The sequence below is a fragment of the Kribbella flavida DSM 17836 genome, from assembly GCF_000024345.1.
GTDB classification, from domain to species: domain Bacteria; phylum Actinomycetota; class Actinomycetes; order Propionibacteriales; family Kribbellaceae; genus Kribbella; species Kribbella flavida.
In genome coordinates this window covers 4,457,063-4,479,294 of sequence record NC_013729.1, presented here as the reverse complement: position 1 = coordinate 4,479,294, position 22,232 = coordinate 4,457,063, and the positions used below count along the sequence as shown (strand labels likewise).

The 22,232-nt window shown below is 68.3% G+C and carries 17 protein-coding genes; 3 read left to right on the top strand and 14 right to left on the bottom strand.

What is annotated here, in order from left to right:
- Positions 1-18: 18 nt before the first annotated feature.
- Positions 19-1,365 (bottom strand): ABC transporter substrate-binding protein, encoded by a 1,347-nt coding sequence (locus tag KFLA_RS20695; protein WP_012921765.1) that lies wholly within the window; start codon positions 1,363-1,365, stop codon positions 19-21.
- A gap of 132 nt (positions 1,366-1,497) precedes the next feature.
- Here KFLA_RS20695 and KFLA_RS20690 point away from each other — a divergent pair, with 132 nt between their 5' ends.
- Positions 1,498-2,523: a LacI family DNA-binding transcriptional regulator gene (locus KFLA_RS20690; protein WP_012921764.1), complete on the top strand. Its 1,026-nt coding sequence runs from the start codon at positions 1,498-1,500 to the stop codon at positions 2,521-2,523.
- Positions 2,524-2,533: 10 nt separating this feature from the next.
- Here KFLA_RS20690 and KFLA_RS39780 read toward each other — a convergent pair whose 3' ends face one another.
- From KFLA_RS39780 to KFLA_RS20680, 3 genes are all read right to left on the bottom strand, one after another.
- Positions 2,534-2,881, bottom strand: coding sequence for a hypothetical protein (locus tag KFLA_RS39780; RefSeq protein ID WP_474537647.1), 348 nt, complete (start codon positions 2,879-2,881; stop codon positions 2,534-2,536).
- Positions 2,882-3,244: 363 nt separating this feature from the next.
- The gene (locus tag KFLA_RS20685; RefSeq protein ID WP_012921763.1) at positions 3,245-3,847 is read right to left on the bottom strand and encodes a TetR/AcrR family transcriptional regulator; all 603 of its coding nucleotides are present in this window, start codon (positions 3,845-3,847) and stop codon (positions 3,245-3,247) included.
- Complete coding sequence (locus KFLA_RS20680; RefSeq protein ID WP_012921762.1) at positions 3,848-4,318, bottom strand: nuclear transport factor 2 family protein; 471 nt, start codon at positions 4,316-4,318, stop codon at positions 3,848-3,850.
- Positions 4,319-4,522: 204 nt separating this feature from the next.
- Between KFLA_RS20680 and KFLA_RS20675 the strand changes: the two genes are divergently transcribed.
- Complete coding sequence (locus tag KFLA_RS20675) at positions 4,523-5,422, top strand: alpha/beta fold hydrolase (RefSeq protein WP_012921761.1); 900 nt, start codon at positions 4,523-4,525, stop codon at positions 5,420-5,422.
- 293 nt (positions 5,423-5,715) lie between these two features.
- Here the strand turns inward: KFLA_RS20675 and KFLA_RS20665 are convergent, their stop codons facing one another.
- From KFLA_RS20665 to KFLA_RS20620, 10 genes are all read right to left on the bottom strand, one after another.
- The gene (locus tag KFLA_RS20665; protein ID WP_012921760.1) at positions 5,716-6,750 is read right to left on the bottom strand and encodes a hypothetical protein; all 1,035 of its coding nucleotides are present in this window, start codon (positions 6,748-6,750) and stop codon (positions 5,716-5,718) included.
- Complete coding sequence (locus KFLA_RS20660; protein WP_012921759.1) at positions 6,747-7,346, bottom strand: RNA polymerase sigma factor; 600 nt, start codon at positions 7,344-7,346, stop codon at positions 6,747-6,749. The genes KFLA_RS20665 and KFLA_RS20660 overlap by 4 nt, the downstream gene beginning before the upstream one ends.
- A 158-nt stretch (positions 7,347-7,504) precedes the next feature.
- Positions 7,505-8,731 carry a JmjC domain-containing protein gene (locus KFLA_RS20655; protein ID WP_012921758.1) on the bottom strand — a complete coding sequence of 409 codons (1,227 nt, stop codon included), beginning with the start codon at positions 8,729-8,731 and terminating at the stop codon, positions 7,505-7,507.
- Positions 8,728-9,813: a hypothetical protein gene (locus KFLA_RS37980; RefSeq protein ID WP_012921757.1), complete on the bottom strand. Its 1,086-nt coding sequence runs from the start codon at positions 9,811-9,813 to the stop codon at positions 8,728-8,730. The genes KFLA_RS20655 and KFLA_RS37980 overlap by 4 nt, the downstream gene beginning before the upstream one ends.
- Positions 9,810-12,122, bottom strand: coding sequence for a DUF4135 domain-containing protein (locus KFLA_RS20645; RefSeq protein ID WP_012921756.1), 2,313 nt, complete (start codon positions 12,120-12,122; stop codon positions 9,810-9,812). Before KFLA_RS20645 ends, KFLA_RS37980 begins: the two co-directional genes overlap by 4 nt.
- Before the next feature lie 461 nt (positions 12,123-12,583).
- Positions 12,584-13,297, bottom strand: a complete 714-nt coding sequence (gene narI, locus KFLA_RS20640; RefSeq protein WP_012921754.1) for a respiratory nitrate reductase subunit gamma — start codon at positions 13,295-13,297, stop codon at positions 12,584-12,586.
- Entirely contained in the window at positions 13,294-13,998 is a 705-nt protein-coding gene (gene narJ / locus KFLA_RS20635; protein ID WP_012921753.1) for a nitrate reductase molybdenum cofactor assembly chaperone, read from the bottom strand. Before narJ ends, narI begins: the two co-directional genes overlap by 4 nt.
- Positions 13,995-15,749 carry a nitrate reductase subunit beta gene (narH, locus tag KFLA_RS20630; RefSeq protein WP_012921752.1) on the bottom strand — a complete coding sequence of 585 codons (1,755 nt, stop codon included), beginning with the start codon at positions 15,747-15,749 and terminating at the stop codon, positions 13,995-13,997. The genes narJ and narH overlap by 4 nt, the downstream gene beginning before the upstream one ends.
- Positions 15,749-19,471 (bottom strand): nitrate reductase subunit alpha, encoded by a 3,723-nt coding sequence (locus KFLA_RS20625; RefSeq protein WP_012921751.1) that lies wholly within the window; start codon positions 19,469-19,471, stop codon positions 15,749-15,751. Before KFLA_RS20625 ends, narH begins: the two co-directional genes overlap by 1 nt.
- A gap of 27 nt (positions 19,472-19,498) precedes the next feature.
- On the bottom strand, positions 19,499-20,746 hold the full coding sequence (locus KFLA_RS20620; RefSeq protein ID WP_012921750.1) for an MFS transporter: 1,248 nt from the start codon (positions 20,744-20,746) through the stop codon (positions 19,499-19,501).
- Positions 20,747-21,030: 284 nt separating this feature from the next.
- Between KFLA_RS20620 and KFLA_RS20615 the strand changes: the two genes are divergently transcribed.
- Positions 21,031-22,167, top strand: a complete 1,137-nt coding sequence (locus KFLA_RS20615) for a phosphotransferase enzyme family protein (RefSeq protein ID WP_012921749.1) — start codon at positions 21,031-21,033, stop codon at positions 22,165-22,167.
- Positions 22,168-22,232 lie beyond the last annotated feature (65 nt).

Here is a 22,232-nt window from a genome sequence, read left to right as displayed (position 1 = left end):
GGCCGGCCCTCTACCTGCTCAGGATCCGAGGATCTTGTCGATCTTGGCGCAGGTGCCCTTCAGGGCCTCGGCCGCGGTCTTCTTGTTGGTGATCAGGCTGGTCAGCGCCGGCCCGATGCCGTCCTGACCGAGTACCGTGCCGAGCTGGCCGGTCGGGTCGATGTTGGTGCGCGCCAGCGGCCACTTCGCCGGATCGAGCTGAGCCTGCTTCAGGTGGGCAGGCTCACCAGGCGCCTGCAGGAAGGCCGGCCCGTTCGCCACGTCCTTGTACGCCGGGATCAGGCCCATCTGCTTGCCCGCGCCCTCGGTGGCCATGTACTTCACGAACTTCCAGGCGTTGTCCAGGTTCGGCGACTTCGCGTACGCCGCCCAGCTGTGCACCTGGATCAACGTCGCATTGCCCGCCGGACCCTTCGGCAGCGCGGCCATGTCGTACTGCAGCTTCGGGTTCTGCTGCGCGGCGATCGTGACCTGCTCGTGCGAACCCTGCTGCATCGCGACCTTGCCCTGGATCCAGCGCAGGTAGCCAGGCGTCTGCTGCTCCATCTGCGGCGTCACCGCGGTGTGGTCCTTCCACATCATGTCCTGCAGCAGTTGCAGGGCCTGGATCGTCCCGGGCTTCTCCACCTCGCACTGGTCCCGCTTGTCGCCGCCCAGCAGACCGCCGCCGTGCGCCCAGAGCACCGGCGAGTACCCCGGCTCCGACGGGATCGCGATGCGGTTGTAGTAGCCCCACTGGACGATCTTCTTCGGATCGAAGTTCGGGCTCTCCGCGTTGTTGCCCGCCGCATCCAGTGTCAGCTTGCGGGCCCAGTTCCGCAGATCCTCGTAGGTGTAGTCGCCGTTGGCCGCCGGTTCCTTGAGGCCGGCCTTGGCGAACATGGTCTTGTTGTAGAACAGCGACTGGACGTTGTAGCCCATCGGCAGGGCGTAGTACTTGCCGTCCTTGGCGGCTTTGTCGGACTCGATCACGACCGGCACGAAGTCGGAGGTCTTGACGCCGTCAGCGGTCATCTTGTCGGTCAGATCGGCCAGTACGCCGTCGTTGGCCATCTCGTTCAGGTTCCAGCTGCCGGTGACCAGCACGTCGGACATGTTCTTGCCGGCGATCAGCGTCTTGCAGGCGGCGTAGTCGGCGCCGCAGTCGGTCTTGTTGAACTTGAGCTTGATCGACGGGTTGGCCTGCTCGAAGCCCTTGGCGGCGGCCTTGATGCTGTCGATGTCCTCGTTCACGCCCCACACCGAGATGGTCAGCGTGTCGGATTTTTCGCCGGCGGTCGGCGCGGTGGTGTTCGAGCAGGCGGTCGCAGTCAGCAGGGCCGCGGCCGCCAGACAAGCCGGCAGGCGCCGTCCGGTGTGTCTCATGAAGTCCTCCAGAAGGGGATCGCCGCGCCGAAGTCAGCAAATTCGCGGCCGTTGGTGATTTTTACCACGTGGCCTGCCACGTGGTAAAGACTAGACTTCAGCCGTTGTTTCCCCTCGAAGCAGGAGCAGAAGATGACGGTCACCCAGGCAGACGTGGCGGCACGGGCGGGCGTCGCCCGCAAGACCGTCTCCAACGTCATCAACGACTACCCGCACGTCAGCGACGACGTCCGGGCGCGGGTGCTGCAGGCGATCGAGGAGCTGGACTACCGGCCGAACCACGCCGCCCGCAGCCTGCGCAGCGGCCGCAGCCGGATCATCGGCCTCGCGGTACCGGAGCTCGACGTCTCGTACTTCTCCGAGCTGGCCCGCCTGGTCGTCGAGGTCGCACAGGAACGCGGCCTGACCGTGATCATCATGCAGACGCTCGGTGAGCGCGACCGCGAGCTCGCGGTCGTCAACGGCACCTACAGCCAGTTCGTCGAGGGCCTCATCTACAGCCCCGTCGCGCTCGGCGGCGCGGACCTGGAGAAGCGGCGCGACAAGACCCCGATCGTGCTGCTCGGCGAACGCTCCAGCCAGGGCCTGGTGGACCACGTCGGCATCGACAACGTCGCCGCAGCCCGGGCCGCGACCACCCACCTGATCGAGCTCGGCCGCCACCGGATCGCCTTCATCGGCACCCAGCAGCGCCCGACCTCCGACATCGCCCGGCTACGCACCACCGGCTACCGCGAGGCACTCACCGCCCAGGGGCTCGAGGTCGACCCCGGCCTGATCGTGCCGACGGCCGGCTACCACCGCAAGGACGGCATGCTCGCGATGCGGACCCTGCTCGAGCAAGCCGGGCCCCGCCCGGACGCCGTGTTCTGCGCCACCGACCTGCTCGCCCAGGGCGCGATCCGGGTCATTCACAGCAGCGGTCTGCGGGTGCCAGAAGACATCGCCGTCGTCGGCTTCGACGACATCGACGAAGGCAACTACAGCACCCCGACCCTCACCACCATCTCCCCGGACAAACGCCAGATCGCCGAAACCGCGGTCGACCGGGTCCTCGCCCGCGCCGAAGGCACCATCGACGCCGACTCCGAGGCCAACGACACCGTCACCCGCTTCTCCTTGGCGATCCGGGAGAGCACCGGGGGAGGCGGGGAGTGAAGCTCCCTGCTCAATGCTGGGGCGCCTGGTCAGGCCAGGCACGGCACCGAGGCCCCTGGGGTACCGCTTCCGGTCCCGGCGCTACTGGTCTGAACAACCGGGACCTCAGGTGACCTGGTCTCGCGCGCGGCCAGGACCTGTGCGGGTCCTTGCCCTCGCTGATGCACCGAACGCAACAGGTCGGTGCATCCGGTGCTGTCGTCGCGGAACTGCGTCGGGTCGTTACATCCGGCGCCGGGAGCTGGCGGGCAGTTCGCGGGTGCCGAGGAGTTCTTGGGCCACGTCGCGGAGCTTGCGGTTGTTCTCCTGGGAGTAGCACCTCGAAGGCTCGGACCTCGTCGAGGCGGTAGCGCTCCATCAGGATGCCCAGGGCCTGCCCGACCGACTTTGAGCCGGATGCGGGCTCTGGTCCTGACGCCGATGCCCGGATCAAGGTCAGGACCCTGGGCTCGATCCGCGTAGTCACGACGTCGACGAGGTGCGCGCGCTGATGGCGCCGTCGCTTGACGACGTGCTGGCGATTTGCACGGTGTCCACCGCGGTGAACTCAAGTCCGCAACAACGGCCCTGAGCTGGTGGAACCGCTCGCTGTCAGCTGACCCGCGAGGGTGCGTCGGGTCACCGGTGGTACGCCGGTCACATCCCAAGTGCCGGACGCCATCACCGTCCCGCAGGTTCCCACCAGAGCCCGGCAGACGGCTTCGGCCGTCTCACGCACGAACTAGCGGGCCACCGATGCGAGGATGATCTCTCGCGCAGAACGGACCGTCGCCACGAAGGCGTCAGGGTCACGGCCGATGCGCTCGGCCGCCGCTCGCATCGCGCCGGACAACAACTGCACGGTGAGGGGTACGTCGTCGACGTCGCGGAACTCCTCGCGAGCGATGCCGTCTCGGACGACGTTCTCCACCTCGGCCACGATCGCGTGGAACGGCCCGACCGGCGCCTTCGCCATCTCGTCGATCAGCCGACCGGCACCCGGCCGGAACATCGGCTGCAGGGCCTGGTCGGTGGACGCCTCCAGCACCTCCTCGACGATCGCGCGCAATCGGTCCGTAGCAGGCTCGGCCGTACGCGCGGCGATGGCGGTCACCCGCTCGAGCATCGGCCGGCTCGCTCGCTCGGTCAGTGCCTGGACGAGCGCGGCCTTGTCGGGGGCGTAGTTGTAGAGGGTGTTCCGCGCGATCCCGGCCTCGGCCGCGATGTGACCCAGGTTGATCGAGTCGTAGTCGCGCTCCAGCAGGAGGCGGCGCGTCGCGTCCGCGAGGTCGGCCCATACCAGCTCGTGATGTTCCGCGAGGCTGCCGCCACGGATCCGCGGCACTTAACCTGCCTGCCCTGCTGCAGCGGCACGCGCCAGGTGCGCGTTCTCCTGGTACGAAGCGGTGAGCTTCACGCTGCTGAGCCGCCAGCCGTCGGCCGTCCGAACCGCCTCGTTGTCGTAGAAGCCGACCACCAGCCAGCGATCGGGGCCGTCGCCGGCCACCTCCGCGGGAAGCCAGTGCTCGGCGCGGACGTGCGCGTGGATCGTCGCGCGGTCGCTGTCGATGGTCACGACGTGCCCGGTGATCGCGTGATGGGTCGCGGAAAAGGCCCCGAAGGAGGCGCGGAGCGCAGCACCGTAGTCGCTCAACGGAACCGTCATCGGTGGCATCCCGGTGACCGACTCGAAGTCGATGGTCAACGGATCCGTGTGGACGCGCCGGGGCAGGTCGGTGAACTCCTTCAGGTCCGCAATGTCGGCGTACCGCCCGAACAGCTCGATGATCTCGGCGCGATCGGTCTCCGCATCCATGGTGACGCTCCCTTATCCGACACTGTGTCGTAAAAGAGCATACGGCAACGACCCCCGACCCGCTGCGTAGCGACCGCGCCACCGGATCGCGACACGGGACGGCTTCACCTTTCAGAACCTGCTGTGTATCGTTACACAAGCGCGCGTAGCCCCACATCAAGTCCTTCGCCGCCTTCGCCGACTCGAAATCGTGCACCGAAGGGGATGCATATGAGCACTGATTCCACAGAGTGGAGCCACGGGTCATCTGAAGTGGCTCCGGGAGTACGACTTCACTACGCGCGGGCAGGTGTGGGTGAGCACACGGTGGTCCTGCTGCATGGATACCCCCAAACTTGGCACAGTTGGCGACATGTCGCCGCGCCGCTAGTGCGTGCAGGCAACAGTGTCGTATGTATTGATTATCGAGGCGCGGGCAGTTCTTCGCGCCCCGCGAGCGGATACGACAAATGGACGATGGCCGGGGATGTGCGGGTGCTGTTGCGCGAAATCCTGCGGGTCAACGAGCCGATCAGTCTGGTTGGCCACGATATTGGCTCGATGGTGTCTTTGGCGTACGCGCTTCGATTCCGTGACGAGCTGTCGACGCTGACCCTGATGGAAGCAACGCTGCCGGGGACGGACGTGTACGAACGACTCAGGGTCGATATGCGTCATTGGCACTTCTTCTTCCACCAGGCGCTGGACGTGCCCGAGCAGCTGACGGCGGGACGAGAACGAACCTACCTGAAACTGTTCTTCGACGGCGCGACCTTCAATCCGGAAGCGATCACACTCGAGGACTTGTCTGTCTATGCCGCCCACTTCGAGCAACCCGGCGCCATGCGTGCAGGTTTCGAGCTCTACCGCGCCTTCGCAAGAGACGATCGCGACAACCGAGCGGCCTTGGTCGATGCCGGCCGGCTTACGTTGCCCGTCCTGGGGGTGGCCGGGGCGGCCAATCTGTTTTCTGACGTGAATGGGGAAATGCTTCGAGAGGTCGCCACCAATGTTCAGGTAGCGGTCGTTCCAGATGCCGGCCATTACGTTCAGGAGGAGAATCCCGCTGGCTTGCTGGACGTATTGATTCCGTTTATCGATCATAACGCCAGGCGAAAGAAGTAGCGCCGCGGCGCTCCGGACGTGTTGGTCGACGGCCAGGCGATGTTCTCCCACACCACGTCCGGCCTGCTCGCGCTGCCACCCGAGGAGGACCGGATGCAGGCAAAGGGCTTCGTCGAGCGCGCCGGCATGGTGACGTGCTGGGGGTCGCGGCCCCCGGCGAGGCCGACTGCTACCCGCAACGGCGCATCCTGCAGTAAGTGCTCAGCTCGCTGATGGCGCGCTGAGCCAGCCCGTACGACGAACCGAAGGCCGGCAGCCCCTACGAGGGGTTGCCGGCTCTCGACGTTCTCAGATCAGTTTCTGCAGTCCAGGGTCTGCTCCACCCGGACCATGTCTCCCTTGCGGAGAGCGTCGCCGCCGGCCCAGATCCAGTACGACCAGCCACCCTGCTTGTCCATCTCCTGGAGGATCTTCCAGGACCGGCTGCCGGCCAGCGCAGTCACGGCCTCCTGCATCTTCTCGGCGTCACCCGCCTTCTTCGCGGCGTTCCACTGGGCGAGCCACCCGCAACTGACTGCGCCCGTGAGCTTGGCGCCGAACTGGTAGCGAGCCAGCACGAGGATCTTCAGGAACGGCGTCCGGTCGAAGCTGTTCGGGACCGGTACGTCGGCCAGCATCTCGTCGATCACCCGCGGTGCGTCGGACTGCTTGACGATTGTGTCCGGCATCGCGTCGAGCCAGGTGTCGGTGTCGACGGTCTTCAGCTTGGCCACCAGGCTCCGGTACGCCGCCTGCGAACCGACATCGGCTCGGATCGTCAGGAAGTAGCGTCCCGTCGCCGGCAGGATGGTCGTCAGGTCCGTCGGCTTGCCGGTTTCGTAGACCATGCCGGTCTGTCCGAGCAGTTCGATGCTCATGCCCCGCGAAGGCCTGCCGGGATCCTGCGTTCCGCGGAGGTAGTCGGCGTACTGTTTGGCGGGCCGCCAGTTCACCTGGAGCTCTTGCTTGCCCCGACCGAACTTGATCTCGCCGTCGTCGGCGGTGAACACCGGTACGTCGGTGAGCTTCCAGGCCGGGTCGTCGAGCAGCAGCCGCGGCGTCGCGTCGGTCACCGCGCGGAACTCCGCGCCGTACGCCGAGACCGGCGCGGCCGGATTGCCCCGGGGGAAGAACACGCCGGTGAGCGCGACGGCGACCGCGGCCGCTGCCGCGGCCAGGACGACGGTGCGGCGGCGGACGGACCGCCGCAGTTTCGGGGTCGGTGTGTCGGTGCTGATGATGTCCTCCAACAGGTCGGACACGGCGTCGTCGGCGGCCAGCTGCCGGACCGTTTCGTCGCCGTACGGGTTGGCCCGCATCAGCACGCGGTCGAGCTCGTGGTCGTTCATCGCTCCTCCTGAACTGTTCGCGGGGTGTGGTCTTCCCGTACGTGTCCGGCATCGTCGAAGGCGTCTCCGGCCGATGTGCGCAGTCGTGCCCGGGCCCGGTGCAACCGGGTGCGGATCGTACGTGCCGGTACGCCGAGCACGACCGCGGCCTCGCGCAGTTCGAGGCCGTCCCAGGCGGTGAGCATCAACAGCTCGCGATCGTCGTCGCTCATGGCGGCCAGGCCCTGCCGGATCACCGTGGTCGAGCCGATCAGGTCGGCGGCGTCCGGCGTCGTCTCGGCCAAATGCTGCCGCAGCCGGACGGCGAGGCTCTCGCGCCGGAGGTGGCCGCGCCGGTGATTGGCCACGACACGCCGGGCGACGCCGTACAGCCAGAGCCGGGCGGTCTCGTCAGCGGGAACGTCGTCGATCCGGCGCCAGGCCACCAGCATCGTCTCGGCGACGACATCGGCCGCGTCGTCGGGCGACCCGACCCGCCGCAACGCGTAGCCGAGCAGCCCGCGGAACTGGTCCTCGAACAGCTCCCGGAACCTCCGCTCGTGATCCGGGACGGTGCCGATCCGCACCGGTGGGGGCAGGCTCGATGTGATCCTCATGCCCGACCCATGTCCGGGAGTATGGCCCTCGTTACAGGTCAGATTGCGGCGGGTCCGGCGGTCGAGGCCCCCGTGCGCTTCGTGCAGCACCCATCGAACGAGGAAGCCTTCGAGAAAGGGCTCCCTGGACCGACCACAGGGAACTCGACGTCGCCCTGTCAGTACGCAGCGCCCTCGACCCCGGCCGCGCCCCCTCCTGCTGAGCGAAGCGCTCGGCACGCCAGCAACTGCTCGAGAGCCGGTCGGTTGGCGGCGTCGACGCGAACACTGCGACCTGAACTGAGCAGCTGCAATGCCTCCGGGGGCAGGTCCGCGGTGATCAGGTGCCCATTGGCGGCCAGCGCTCCGCGGTACTGCGCCAGGTCGGCGCCCTGTGCGAGCTCGACGATCTGGCCGTCGGCGAGTGGGCGGAAAGGTTCCGGCGGCGGCACGGGCTCGAGACCACCGGCCGTCCATCGCCTGAGGGAGACCATCTCGACTCGGTCGGTCAGCGACTTCGCGTGCGCCGTCAGTGCCTGGGCCAAGGCAGGCGGCACCGTCGAGGGAAGGACCTCTCCAGCCTCCTGCCGCATCGGAGCATCGATGCCGTCGGCAAGGACCGCGAGCCGGCCGCCGTCGTCGAGCAATCTCGCGGGGTCCGAGTCGGCGAGCAGGTCTTCCAGCTCGTAGGAGACCCGGTGCTCGGTCCGCGGTACGCCGATGTTGACGCTGGTGGCCGGTGTCCGGCCGCAGTTCTCCCCGACGTGGAAGTAGCTGGCCGGCCAGTACAGCAGGTCGCCCGGCTCGACCTCGACCGCGAAGGAACTGGGCAGGAACCGCTCGTAGTCGACCACGCTGCCGACCTGCTCCGTCCAGGGCCGCTCGGTCCACAAGCGCATCCGTTTGCGCTCCCGCAGACCGAACATGAAGGTGGCGAAGCGATCCTTGTGCACACCGACCGGGCTGTGGTCGTAGTTGCCGTGGAAGAGCGTCGTGATCGCGCTGGTCAGGGGCAGGCCCACCTCGTCCCACAGCCCGGCGAAGAACCGGCGCTCGCGATCCCACAGCGGGAAGTCGAAGGCGTGGAAGGCGCTGATGATCAGCGCGTACTTGCGTCCGTCGAGCCGGTCTCCGACTCGGCGTTCGTAACCGTCGAAGCAACCGTCGCTCTCGGCCGGCAGCAGCCCGTCCCGGTCGGCCTGCACCGTCTGCTCGACCGTGACACTGGCGTTGGGCGCGATCCGGCCGCCGCCCTCCGCACACCGGGCACGCAGCGCGGCCGAGAACACCTCGTCGGCGCGGAACGGTACCGGCCGCACCCCGCGGATCAGGACCGGGTGCCGGTCCCAGTACAGCTCGGCGAACTCGGCCCAGTCGAGCTTGTCCAGAGTCACCAGGGGATTCATCGGCCCACCACCTCCACGGCTCGCAACGAGTACAGCCGGCGCAACAAAGGCAGGTAGTGGTCGTTCCGCACCTCGACCGGCCCGGCCCGCAACCGGTCCAGCAGATCGTCGCCACCTTGGCCGCCGACGGTGAACGCGTGCCCGTTCGCCGCCCACAGCCATCCCTCGCCGTCCGGCATCCGGATCACCGGTGCGGCAGCCACGAGACGGTCGCCGATGAGGACCTCCGACCGGCTCGGTGCGGGGGCTGGTTCGAGTGCCGCCGCACTGACCCGTTTGGTCCACTGAACTCGCAGGCTGCGTTCCACCTCGGCGTGGGTGCTGAGCCGGGTCAGGCGTTCAGCCGTCTCCGCCAACGGCGCCATCGGCAGGCCTGGCTCGCCCTTCCCGCGGCGGGGTAGGTAAGGCGTCTCCTCGACTCCGCGCTGGTGCTGAAGCCGGGGCAGCAGCAGGTCACTGACGGATCGGCTGGCCAGCACGCTGTCGACCGGCACGAGCAGGCGCAACCAGAGACACTCGTCGCCCGTCATCTCAGCCGCTTGTGCCGGCCAGGACAGCAGGTCGCCTGCCTGGCCGTCGAGCGACTCGCCACCGGCCAGTTCGACCTTCAGACGGCCCTGCAAAACCCAGAGCAGACTGTGGTAGCCGTCGGTCCTCACCTTGTGCCCCAGCCGGTCGGACACCACCAGCTCACTCTGCACCGCTACCACTGGTACTCCGACACGCTTCCACAGCGGCTCGACCAGCCGGCGTACCGTCGACCAGAGCGGGAAGTCGATCACCAGCGGCTCTCGGACGGTGAGCAGCACCGGCTCGTCCGCAACCCGCCGCAGGTACTCCGTCAACGTGCCGTCCTCCGGTCCTGGCAACAGCCCACCAGGCCCACCGACCCGCCCCTGAGGGCGATGAAAGCGCACCTCGGGCACCGTGAAGAACAGCACTCCGTGGCGGGACGGTTCGACAGCGGCCCGCACCACCGCGTACGCGGCACCGGGGTCCAGCGGGGGTGATCCGCCGGGGCGGCGGATCGGTGTTGTCTCCCAGGGCAGGGCGGTGAAGTCTGCCCAGTCGGCCGTGCTCATCGGACCTCCGGTGTCGGCAGGGGGAAGCGGAGACGGATGTGGGCGGCGTACTCGGCCAGCGGCTCGAGACCGGCCTCGGCACGCAGCGCGTCCACGGCGGACGGATCCTCCAGCCGGCAGGGGACCAGCTCGCCGTCGACCGGCTCGAACTTCGTGCCGTAGCGCTGCGGCCGCCCTTCGGCGACCCGGATCGCGTCGATCAGATACGGCACGTGCCGGGCCGGCATGTCGCCGTACGCGGCTGCCTGCTCGATCAGCTTCAGCGCGGCGTACTGGAAGTCGACCTGGTCGTCCAGGTGCTGCACCAGGCGACCCGCCGCATCCGCTGCCTCGTCGCCGACGAGCAGACGACCTGGCCAGCCGTGCTCGTCGATGACTCCCCGGAGCCAGTCGGCCGCCGCGCCGGTCAGTCGGCGCAGTCTGTCCTCGGCCGCGACGTCCGAGAACCCACCAGCGCTCCACTCGCCCCGCCACGCCGTGTCCACGGCATCGAGTCGAAGCAGTCGGTCGCGGACGGCGGTGAGGTCGGCGAGCGCTCGCAACCGCAGCGACACCTTCGTCCCGGACCAGCGATAGGTGATCCGCCGTCCTGCCTGCTGCCAATCGAGGCTGACCTCGCCGGACTGCTCGTCGAAGACCGCGAGCCGCACCCCTCGCGTCTCGTCGATCAGCGTTTGCTGCCGGAGTCCACCGGCGACCGGTGCCACCGCGTCCCGCAGGGCGACCCCCAGACGCGCCAAGGTGAAGCCCTCGCCGTTGCGGATCCACTCAGCGGGCCGCGGGGCGTCCTCGTCGTCGTTCTCGAGCGACTGCCCGCTGCTCGGGTCCCAGTGCAGCAGAGGTCCGCCTGTGGTCGAGCGGTAGTAGTAAGGGACGTCGAGCCTGAGCAGCTGCTCTCGTTCGCTCGGCGACAACCCGTCGGGCAGTGCGGCGCCGTCGAGCAGGTAGTCGTCGATGATCTTGCTGTACTCCGCTGTCGCGCGCAGCAAGACCCTCGTGACGGCCGGGCGAGCCATCGCCTCCACGAGGGCGGGCCGGTTGGTGCACATCAGCGTCCAGGCGTCGAACATGCCTCGAAGAAAGCTCGGGAGGTACGCCGCGTAGCCGGTGTTGCCCTTGGTGTCGGCAACGACGGTGCGGGTCTCGTCGCGCGCCCAGGGGACGCTCCGACGCCGCGCGGCCAGGCTGCCGTCCGATGACTCGACCAGGCAGAGCGCCGGGCCGTCGGAGCTGCACAGCCGAGGCTCGGCCTCCATGCCGACGTGATGGTGGGGAGACGACTCGCCCGGCACCAGGGCCGTCTCTCCGAGCCGTCGTACCGGCAGGAAAGCCAGTTCGAGATCGATCGGGTAGTACAGCGGGTCCGGGTCGTCCGCGCGGGTTCCGGTGACGAGGTTGCCCTCGGCCAGGTCCGTGAGGCCGAAGCCGAAGCAGGCGGCCGTGAGAGAGCCTGCCCGGTGCCAGAAGGTGCCGGCTTCGCTGGGGTCCAGGACGAGTCCGTGGAGGCGCCGCTGCAGGACGCCGTCGTGGCCTGGGCCGGAGTACGGGTCGGAGTCGGCGGCCGAATCAGAGTCGGTGTCGGTGTCGGGCTCGGGGTCGGGGGAGCCGGCGATCAGGCCCCACTGCGGGGGTCGCTCGATCCACTCCTGCCAGGAGTAGGTGCCGTCGCCGGGGAGGCAGCGCAGGACCGGGAGCTTGATCTCACCGGACGCCGGCGGCAGGGCGTTGAGCAGCGCGAACACCGAGTCCTCGGACGCCAGGAAGAGCAGCTCGGTGTCGGCCGGCCGCGGTTTGTAGGCGAGCCTGGTGCCGTCGGCGAGGTCGACCCGGAGAACCCGCTGGCCTCCGTTGTGGGTCTCGGCATCGTGCGCGGTCAGCCCGACGACCCGGCCGCGCCGGTCGGACCGAAGTCGACGCAGGAAGCACTCGAGGAAATTGATGAATGCATCGGCCTGCTGCCCGGCGCGGTAACGGCCAATTGCCTCCGGCCCGGACAGCGCGAGCAATACCATTTCCGACGACAATCCACCGAACAATGCGGCGTTGGCCGGACACAGAAGATCCTGATCGATCAACTCTTTGAATTCTTGGCGCAGCCTAACGCAGGCTCCGGAGAGCTTGTCGAACACTTCGAGCAGGATCGAAGCGACCGTCCCGGGAAGGGCGCCGGCGAGCAGTTCCGCGTCTGCGCGGCCACTCGGCCGGCGCACCACCCGCAGTACGTCGTCCTCCACGCTGACCACCGGTGGCAGCAAGTTGCCCGCCTCGCCGGCCCAGGCCGCCGCCAGTCGTTGCGCTGCCTGATCCACTCGTCCTCCTCGCTACCGGCCCCAGCCGGTACCGCCCGCCCCGGCTGGGGCGAGCGGACCGGCGGGGCGTGGCCTCACATCTCGCAGTAGAACCCCTTGCAGGTGACCGGGTCCTTCTGCTGACCGAATTCGGGAAGCTCGGATTCCAGGTCACCGATCACCAGGTCGAGCAACTCCTGCGTGCGCTCCATATTTTCTCCTTTGTGATTCAACGGCTCCGCTGTGAATGCCGCGTCCTGATCTAGACGTCTGTCCAGTTGCCTTGGTTGCACTGCTGGCAGCAAGTGGCCACGGGCGAAGGGCGGACTCGTCGCCGTACTCGAAGGTCTTCCGCGGGTGTCCAGGTCACCACGCACGACGTGGCCGACGCCCTGGCTCGTCGTCCGTCAGGAAGCGGCGCGTGCCAAGGGGTGCCGGACGGCTGAGGCGCGGTGAGGCGCCCCCCGCGCTTCAGTGGCTTTTCAGGGGTTGTCCCAGCCCCGGCGAGGTGAGTGAGTGCCGATCTTCTCGTCCCGGCTGCGGTAGACGATGTAGGGCCTGGTCAGGTAGCCGAGCGGGGCGCTGAAGACGTGGACCAGGCGGGTGAACGGCCACAGTGCGAACAGCGCGATCGCGGTCAGGCCGTGCAGCTGGAAGCTCAGCGGTGCGGCGGCCATCAGCTCGGGGTGCAGGTCGAGGCGGAAGATGCCGCGGAACCAGACCGAGACGCCTTCGCGGTAGTCGTAGTGGCCGAAGATGTTGGCGACGACCGTGTTGACCAGGCCGAGCACGATGACCGTGGCGAGGAACAAGTACATCACCTTGTCCATCGTGGTCGTCGCGGAGAAGACCGGGCCGACGGTGCGGCGGCGGTAGATCAGGATCGCCAGTCCGACCACGGTGCCGAAGCCGGCGATCGCGCCGATCGAGACGGCGAGGAAGTGGTAGAGACCTTCGGAGACGCCGATCGCCTCGGTCCAGGACTTCGGGATGCCGAGTCCCATCACGTGGCCGAGGAACACCGCGAGAATGCCGAAGTGGAACAGTGGACTGCCCCAGCGCAGCAGCCGGTCCTCGTACAGCTGGGACGAGCGGGTGGTCCAGCCGAACTTGTCGTAGCGGTAGCGCCAGAAGTGGCCGACGACGAAGACGGCCAGACAGACGTAGGGGAAGACCACCCAGAGGATCTCGGTCATCGGTGCGCTCCTGGGAACGTCGGCATCGGCAGCTCCTGAGCCGCGGCCGGAGGCTGGGTGGAGGGGTCGAACGCGGGCGTCGCGTACGGCGTGAGGCCGACCTCTTCCTGCGGTGGACCTTCGGCCGCGAGCCGCTGGATGGCAACCAGCTCGTCGCCGGCCAGCCGCGGCAGGGTCGACGTCACGGCCTCGACGGCGCCGTGCCACCTCGAACCGGCTTCGGCCAGGGCGAGCCGCAGCAGCTCGAGCCCGGGGCGGTGGTCGAGCAGCAGGCCCCAGCCGAGCCGCTGGTCGACGGTGGCGGCGTACTCGAGGACCACGCAGAGGTGGTCGGGCAGTTCGGTGTCGTCGAGCACGAAACCCGAGCGGAGATAGGTCTGCTTGAAGCGCAGCAACGCGACTCCACGGCGGCGGGTGTCGCCGTGCGCGAAATACGTGAGGAACAGGTTGTGACGGCGCCGGGTGTCGAAGGTTTCGACGTACTCCTGCTGGATCGTGGCCAGGTCCGCGGAGCGGAGGTCGCGCACGGTCGATCGGAGCGACTCGCCGACAGCCGCCGGCAACCGGTGGCACAGACCTTCGATCAGCTCCAGCCGGGACGGCAGCTCCTCGTCGGGGTAGTCGAGCAGGAGCGAGGCGGACTGCCAAGCGATGGTGAGCTGCTCGGCGGGCAGCTTCGGCGCGGGATGCCTGGCGCTCATCGCAGATCAGCTCCGCCGGTCAGTCCGCCGGTGCCGCCTTGACCCGTCGATCCGTGCTCGTCGGGATCGGCCGGCATGTCACCTGCCGCGGGCTCCGGACCGTCCGGGCGAGGTGGGAAGAGTCCGCTCGGCGCGCCCTTTCCGTCCCAGTTCAGCAGGTTGACCCGCCCTGTCTTGCCGGCCGGCGCCGCGAGCGTGTCGGCCGTCTGCCGGTCCTGCAGCATCTGGAAGTTCTCGACCGCGATCGGTGTGGGTGCCCCCGACCCTTCGCCGAACGGTCCCGAGCCGCCCATTCCCGGGCCGCCGTCGTAGTCCAGCGAGCACTCGGTGGCCAGCTCCTCGAGCGAGTGGGCCTGCTCGGCGTGCGCCGGTGGGATCACGTAGCGCTCGTCGTACTTCGCCAGGGCCAGCAGGCGGAACATGTCGTACAGCTCTTCCTCGGTCATACCGACCGTCGCCGGAATCGAGCTGTCGGGATCGCGCCCCAGATTGATGTCGCGCAGGTACGACCGCATGGCCGCGAGCTTGCGCAGGACGAGATCGACCGGTGCGGTGTCGCCGGCGGTGAACAGTTCGGCGAGGTACTCGATCGGGATGCGCAGCGCGTCGATCGCGGCGAACAGGTTGCCGCGGTCCTCGGGGTCCTCGCCGGTCTCCTTGATCACGTCGACGACCGGCGACAGCGGCGGGATGTACCACACCATCGGCAGCGTCCGGTACTCCGGATGCAGCGGCAGGGCGACCTTGAAGCGGTTGATCAGCGCGTAGACCGGCGAGCGTTGGGCTGCTTCCACCCAGTCGCGCGGAATCCCGGCCCGCTCGGCCTCTCGTTGCACGGCGGGATCGGACGGGTCGAGAAAGACGTCGCGCTGTGCTTCGTACAGGCCGTGCTCGTCCGTGGTCGACGCCGCCTCCAGGACCCGGTCGGCGTCGTACAGCATCAGCCCGATGTAGCGCAGCCGGCCGACGCAGGTCTCCGAGCACACCGTCGGCAGGCCGACCTCGACGCGGGGGAAGCAGAACGTGCACTTCTCGGCCTTGCCGGTGCGGTGGTTGAAGTAGACCTTCTTGTACGGGCAACCGGACACGCACATCCGCCAGCCCCGGCACCGGTCCTGGTCCACCAGCACGATGCCGTCCTCGGAGCGTTTGTAGATCGCGCCGCTGGGACAGGATGCGGCGCAACTGGGATTGAGGCAGTGCTCGCAGATCCGCGGCAGGTAGAACATGAACGTCTGCTCGAACTCGAACCGGACCTTGTCGCCGACCTTCTGCAGCACCGGATCGCGGTCGGCCGTCACGGCGGAGCCGCCGAGGTCGTCGTCCCAGTTGGCCGACCAGGACACCTTCAGGTCCTGGCCCGAGATCAGCGACTTCGGCCGGGCGACCGGGGTGTGCTCCTGGGCGGGCGCGTCGGTCAACGTGGCGTAGTCGTAGGTCCAGGGTTCGTAGTAGTCCTGGATCGACGGCATCTTGGGGTTGGAGAAGATCGTCAGCAGCTTCTTCAGCCGCCCGCCGCCCTTCAGCGTCAGCCGGCCGCGCCGGTTCAGCTGCCAGCCGCCCTTCCAGGTGTCCTGGTCCTCGTAGGTCCGTGGATAGCCCTGCCCGGGCCGGGTCTCGACGTTGTTGAACCACACGTACTCGGTGCCGGTGCGATTGGTCCACGCCTGCTTGCAGGTGACCGAGCAGGTGTGACACCCGATGCACTTGTCGAGGTTCATCACCATCGCCATCTGGGCCATCACGCGCATCAGTACCGCACCTCCTGCGACCGCTTGCGGATGACAGTGATCTCGTCGCGCTGGTTGCCGGTCGGTCCGAGGTAGTTGAACGCGAAGGACAGTTGCGCGTAGCCACCGATCAGGTGGCTCGGTTTGATCAGCAGCCGGGTCAGCGAGTTGTGGATGCCGCCTCGCTTCTGCGAGGCCTCGGCGATCGGTACGTCGATCAGCCGGTCCTGCGCGTGGTGCATGTAGACGGTGCCTTCCGGCATCCGGTGCGACACGATCGCCCGGGCGACCACGACGCCGTTGCGGTTGACCGCCTCGATCCAGTCGTTGTCGACGACACCGACCTTGGCGGCGTCCTGGTCGCTCATCCAGATCGTCTGCCCGCCGCGGGACAGCGAGAGCATGAACAGGTTGTCCTGGTACTCCGAGTGGATCGACCACTTGCTGTGCGGGGTCAGATAGCGAACGGTGACTCCGTGCTCGGTGACCGAGCCGAGCTCCGGCTCGGCGAACAACGCACCCATGTCGAGCGGTGGGCGGTAGACCGGAAGGTTCTCGCCCAGCTCGGCCATCCAGTCGTGGTCGAGGAAGAAGTGCTGCCTGCCGGTCAAGGTGTGCCAGGGTTTGAGCCGCTCGACGTTGATCGTGAACGGCGAGTAGCGCCGGCCGCCGGTCTCCGAGCCCGACCACTCAGGAGAAGTGATGACCGGCGTCGGCGCCGCCTGGGTGTCGGCGAAGGTGATCTGCTTGCCCTCGTGCTCGGCTGCCAGGTCGTGCAGCGGTTTGCCGACGCGCTTCTCCAGCGTCTTGAAGCCCTCGGTGGCGAGCCGGCCGTTCGTCGTACCGGACAGGGCGAGGATCGCCTCGCAGGCGTGTACGTCGCGCTTGAGCGAGGGACGTCCGTCAGCTGGGCCGCCCCGGACCGCGCCGTTCTTCGCCCGGAGGTAGTCGACGGAGTCCTGTACGTCGAACGTGACGCCCTTGGTCGTCGCGCCGAGGGAGTCCATCAAAGGGCCCAGGGCCGACATCTTGGCCGCGACCGCGCTGTAGTCGCGTTCGACCTCGACGAGTTTGGGCATGGTCACCCCCGGAATCGGGGCGCACTCGCCGGCCTTCCAGTCCCGGACGACCCCGTGCGGGGTGGCCAGCTCGTCCGGAGTGTCGTGCAGCAGGGGTACGGCGACGACGTCGTGCCGGGTGCCGAGGTGCTCCGCGGCCAGTTCGCTGAACTTCTCCGCGATGGTCTGCCAGGCGTCCCAGTCGGTCCGGGTCTGCCACGGCGGCGCGATCGCCGGGTTGAACGAGTGGATGAACGGGTGCATGTCGGTCGTGTTGAGGTCGTGCTTCTCGTACCAGGTCGCCGCCGGCAGGACGACGTCCGAGAACAGCGTGGTGCTGGTCTGCCGGAAGTCCAGCGTCAGCAGCAGATCGAGCTTTCCGCGCGGCGCTTCCTCGTGCCAGTCCACTTCCTGCGGCCGGCTTCCCAACGGCGCTTCACTCGCCCGCAGCGACGAGCCGGCGCCGAGCAGGTGCTCGAGGAAGTACTCGTTGCCCTTGGCCGACGAGCCGAGCAGGTTCGCCCGCCAGATCGACAGGATCCGCGGGAAGTTCTCGGGAGAGTCGGGGTCCTCGCAGGCGAACCGGAGCCGGCCGGACGTGAGCTCGTTCACAACGTGATCGGCCACTGGCCGCCCGGCCGTACGGGCTTCGTCGGCCAGGTCGTGGGGATTGCGGTTGAAGGTCGGGTACGACGGCATCCAGCCGAGGCGCGCGCTGAGCGCGATCAGGTCGGCGGTTGTCTTGCCGGCGAGCTGGCCCTGTCCGGTCGTGGCGGACGGGGTGTCGGCGCCGAAGGGGTCGTAGCGGAACTGGTCGGTGTGCAGGTACCAGTACGCGGTCTGGATCATCTGCCGCGGAGGTCGCGTCCAGTCGAGCCCGAAGGCGAGCTGGGCCCAACCGGTGATCGGGCGGCACTTCTCCTGGCCGACGTAGTGCGCCCAGCCGCCGCCGTTCACCCCTTGGCAGCCGGTCAGCGTGGTGAGCGCCAGGAACGCGCGGTAGATCGTGTCGGAGTGGAACCAGTGGTTGGTGCCGGCGCCCATGATGATCATCGAACGACCGTTGGTGTCCTCGGCGTTCTGCGCGAACTCGCGGGCGATCCTCGCCGCCGCCGATGCCGGTACGCCGGTGATGCCTTCCTGCCAGGCTGGGGTGTACGGCGCGCCGGCGTCCTGGTACGACGACGGCCACTCGCCGGGCAGCCCGTCCCGGCCGACGCCGTACTGGGCCAGCATCAGGTCGTACACGGTGGTCACCAGCCGGCCGGCGATGCGCCGGACCGGAACTCCGCGCACCTGGTCGGCCGCAGCCCCGCCGGCCCCGTCGAACCTCGGTAAACGGACGAGGACGGACTCGTTCGTCGTGCTCAGCAGCGTCAAGGCGGGATCGGCGCCTTGCTGGTCGAGATTCCACTTGCCTTCGCCGTCCGCGCCGAAGCGATGGCCGAGCGAACCGTTCGGCACCACCGGCCGGTCCGTCCCGGCGTCGAGCACGACCGGTTTGAACTCGGCGTTCTGCTCGTTGCTGAAAGCATCCAGATCGGCGGCGGTGAGGAACTTACCGGGCCGGTGGACTCCGTCGCCGCTGTCCTCGAGCCGGATCAGGTACGGCAGGTCGGTGTAGGCCTTGGCGTACGCCGTGAAGTACGGCGTCTGCCGGTCGACGAAGAACTCCTTCAGGATCACGTGTCCCATCGCCATCGCCAGCGCACCGTCGGTACCAGGTGCGGCCGGCAACCATTCGTCGGCGAACTTGACGTTGTCGGCGTAGTCGGGCGACACCGCGACGACCTTCTGGCCGCGGTAGCGCGCCTCGGCCATCCAGTGCGCGTCCGGTGTCCTGGTGACCGGCAGGTTCGAGCCCCACATGATCAGGTAGCCGGCATCCCACCAGTCGCCCGACTCCGGGACGTCGGTCTGGTCGCCGAAGACCTGCGGTGAGGCGACCGGCAGGTCGGCGTACCAGTCGTAGAACGACAGCATGGTGCCGCCGATCAGCGAGGTGAACCGGCCGCCGGAGGCGTGCGACACCATCGACATCGCGGGGATGGGGGAGAAACCGGCGATCCGGTCCGGGCCCCACTTCTTCAGCGTGTGCACGTACGCCGCCGCGACCATCTCGGTCGCCTCGTCCCAGCTGGCTCGGACCAGGCCGCCCTTGCCGCGCGCCGACTTGTAGTGCGCCGCGCGGGCAGGATGGTCGACGATGTGGGCCCAGGCGGCCACCGGATCGCCGTACTGGGCCTTGGCTTCGCGGTACATCTGGAGCAGGACGCCGCGGATGTAGGGGTAGCGGATCCGGGTGGGGGAGTAGGTGTACCAGGAGAAGGCGGCGCCCCGGGGACAACCGCGTGGCTCGTACTCGGGTTTGTCCGGGCCGACCGACGGATAGTCGGTCTGCTGGGTCTCCCAGGTGATGATGCCGTCCTTGACGTAGACCTTCCACGAGCACGAACCGGTGCAGTTGACCCCATGGGTCGAGCGCACCACCTTGTCGTGGCTCCAGCGGTCCCGGTAGAAGTCGTCGGCGCCGCGGCCGCCGGTCTTGTGCAGGGTGCGCAGGTCGTCGGACACCACGCCCTTGGTGAAGTACCGCCGGGTGCGCACGAGCGCTTCGCTCAACCCTCCGTCCAAGCCGAGTTCCCGGTCGTGCTGGTTCGATTCCGGACGAGCCCCAGTACTCATGCAGTCTGCCCCCGGTGGTCGGTCGAGCTAGGCCTGGTGGGTTGCTTGGTTTGCGGTCTTTCTCACGATGGTCAACGTCAGCAAGAGGGTCAAGGCTGCCGTGATCGACAGCAGCAGCAGGCCGAGTCCGTAGGAGTCCGTGTGGCCGTAGACGTAGCCCATGATCAGCGGCGGCACGAAGCCGCCCAGACCGCCGGCGGCTCCGACCAGGCCGGTGACACCGCCGACGCGGGACGGATCGGTGACTTCGGCGACCAGCGCGAAGGTCGCCCCGCTGCCGGCTCCGAGGGCGGCGGCCATCGCCAGGAACGCGGCGGTGCCGACGTACTCGAGCAGCGGAGTGGTGGCCGCGACGGCGGCGCCGGCGACGACGATCGTGTACGCCGCCGCCAGGACGGGAACAGGACCGAACCTGTCGGACAGCCAGCCACCGACGGGGCGCGCGATCACCGCGATCACCACGAACCCCGCCATCCGGTTGGCCGCGTCGGCTGCCTCGAGGTCGTAGGCCGTCTTGAGGTAGGACGGGAGGTAGACGGAGAAGGCGACGTAGCCGCCGAAGGCGACGGCGTACAGGATGCAAGCCTGCCAGCTGATCGGCAGCCTCGCGTTCGCGACCAGGCGGGTGGCCAGCGATCCGGACGGCGCGGTGCGGCCGGGAGCGTCCCGGAGCAACAGCCAAGCAGCCGCCGCGTAGATCGCCAGGGCGAGCGCCGTGATCAGGAAGGGGACGCGTTGGCCGGCGTCGGTGTAGAGCTTGACGGTGGTCAGGGCGCTGATCGCCGTCCCGCCCATTCCGGCGCCGAAGACTCCGATGGCCAGCCCGCGCCGGGCGGGCGGGAACCAGGCGTTGACGAACGGCACGCCGACGGCGAACGCGGTACCACCGATGCCGAGGAAGAAGCCACCGATCAACAGGGCCGGGAATGACCCCAGGCCGAAGAAGCCGATGAACAGGATCGGGACGATCGTGGCGGCGGAGACCAGCGGAAACATCACCCGGCCGCCGAAGCGGTCGGTGAGCGCTCCGACCGGGATCCGGCCGAGCGAACCGACAATGACCGGCACCGCGACCAGCAAGGCCACGTCGGACTCGGACAGGGTGCCGAGCGTGCCCTCGGTGCGGAACAACGGACCGAGTGGGCTCAGCAAGGCCCAGGCCCAGAAGTTCACCGCGAAGCCGACGGTGGCCAGCGCCAGCATCAAGCCGGGCGATCTGGTCCCGGTCGGCGAGGCACGGCCTGTCCCGGTGACGTCTGCCCGACTGTGACTCATCCCTGTCCTCCCGTGACTTTGTGTGTGGTTGCCCATTTTTCGATTCGGCAAACGCCGGACAGCGGCCGGTGCCCCGCCCCGGTGCCGTCCTGGCGTTGACATCGGTCCACGGTCGTCAGCAGGATGGGGTCTGGCGTCGGCCGCCGCCCAGCCTGTGAGGACCTGCCCCAGCGAGGTTCTCGGGATGGCGAAGGGGAATCCACCCTCAAGGCCAGCTGTTGGTGTCCAGGCCTGGATCGAGTGTCGCGTCGCTGGGGGGCGAGGACATGTCGAGGAGGCTTGTGATGACCAAGCAGGGCAGTTTCAAACGCGCCGTCCGCCAACGGGCGCGCGAGACCGGGCAGCGGTACACCCAAGCACTCGCCGATCTGGAACAGATCAACAGATCACCGTTCGCGCGCACCCGGCCGTTCGAGCACTCCGACCTCAAGGCCCACCTCGAGACGCGGTACGGGATTCGGATCACCTCGTTGGCGCCGATCGACGACGACCCGGCCACCCGGCCTCGTGGCTCGTGGCCGGGCCACTACCCATCGACGTTGTTCGTCCGGCGGGGTGACGGCCCCCCATGGATCGCCCGGGTGTTCTCGTCGCCTGCGGACCGGGTCGCGCGCGTGGAGGGTGACGCAGAGATCTTGCGCTTCCTGGCCGCGAACGACTTTCCCGCTGAACGGATCGCACACGATGACCCGGTGTCGATGGTTGACGACGACAGCGGCGTGATCGTGACCCAGTTCGTCGACGGCGGACGCCCGGCCGACGAGCACGGGCGCAGCGAATCCGCCGAGATCGCGCAGGAACTGGGCAGCCTGCTGGGACGATTGCACGCGCTTCCCCCAGCAGCTGGCGCAGTCGCCAGAGACGGTGGTGCGGAGGAAGCCGACGGCGGCTTCTACGTGGGCCGGCCCAGACAGGATCTGGCCGCGGCAATGAGCTTTCTGGCCGGCGTCGAGGACAAAGTGCCGCTCGACGGCCAGGAGAAGTTCGCATGGCTGCGAGATCAGGTCGAGAACGCCGACGACGCCGAAGGGCTACCCGAAGCACTCACCCACAGCAACTACCACCTCTGGGCCGCCGTCGGCATGCCTGGCGCGCTCACGATCGTAGGCTGGGCCGGCTCCGGGCGCGGTCCGCGCCTACCCGCACTCGCCTGGCTCCTGAGAACCACAGCCGAAGGTCACCCGGACAACATCGACGCCGTCCTGCGCGGCTACCGTCAGCATGTCCAGCTCACCGACGACGAGCTCCAACGACTCCCCGCAATCCTGAACATGCGAGCACTCTGGTTGGCCTGCCTCGAGTGTCAGATGGCGGTGAACAACGGCGACACGCCGACCATGAACGAGGGGTGGATACACCCAGGAAGCACCGAGTACGCCGAACGACTAGCGGCGCGCGCTATCACAGCACTGAGCCGGTGAGCCCGGCCCGACATCCCTGAGCCCGGTCGTCTGCCGTGGCCTCGACGCCTGGTCCGACCATCCGT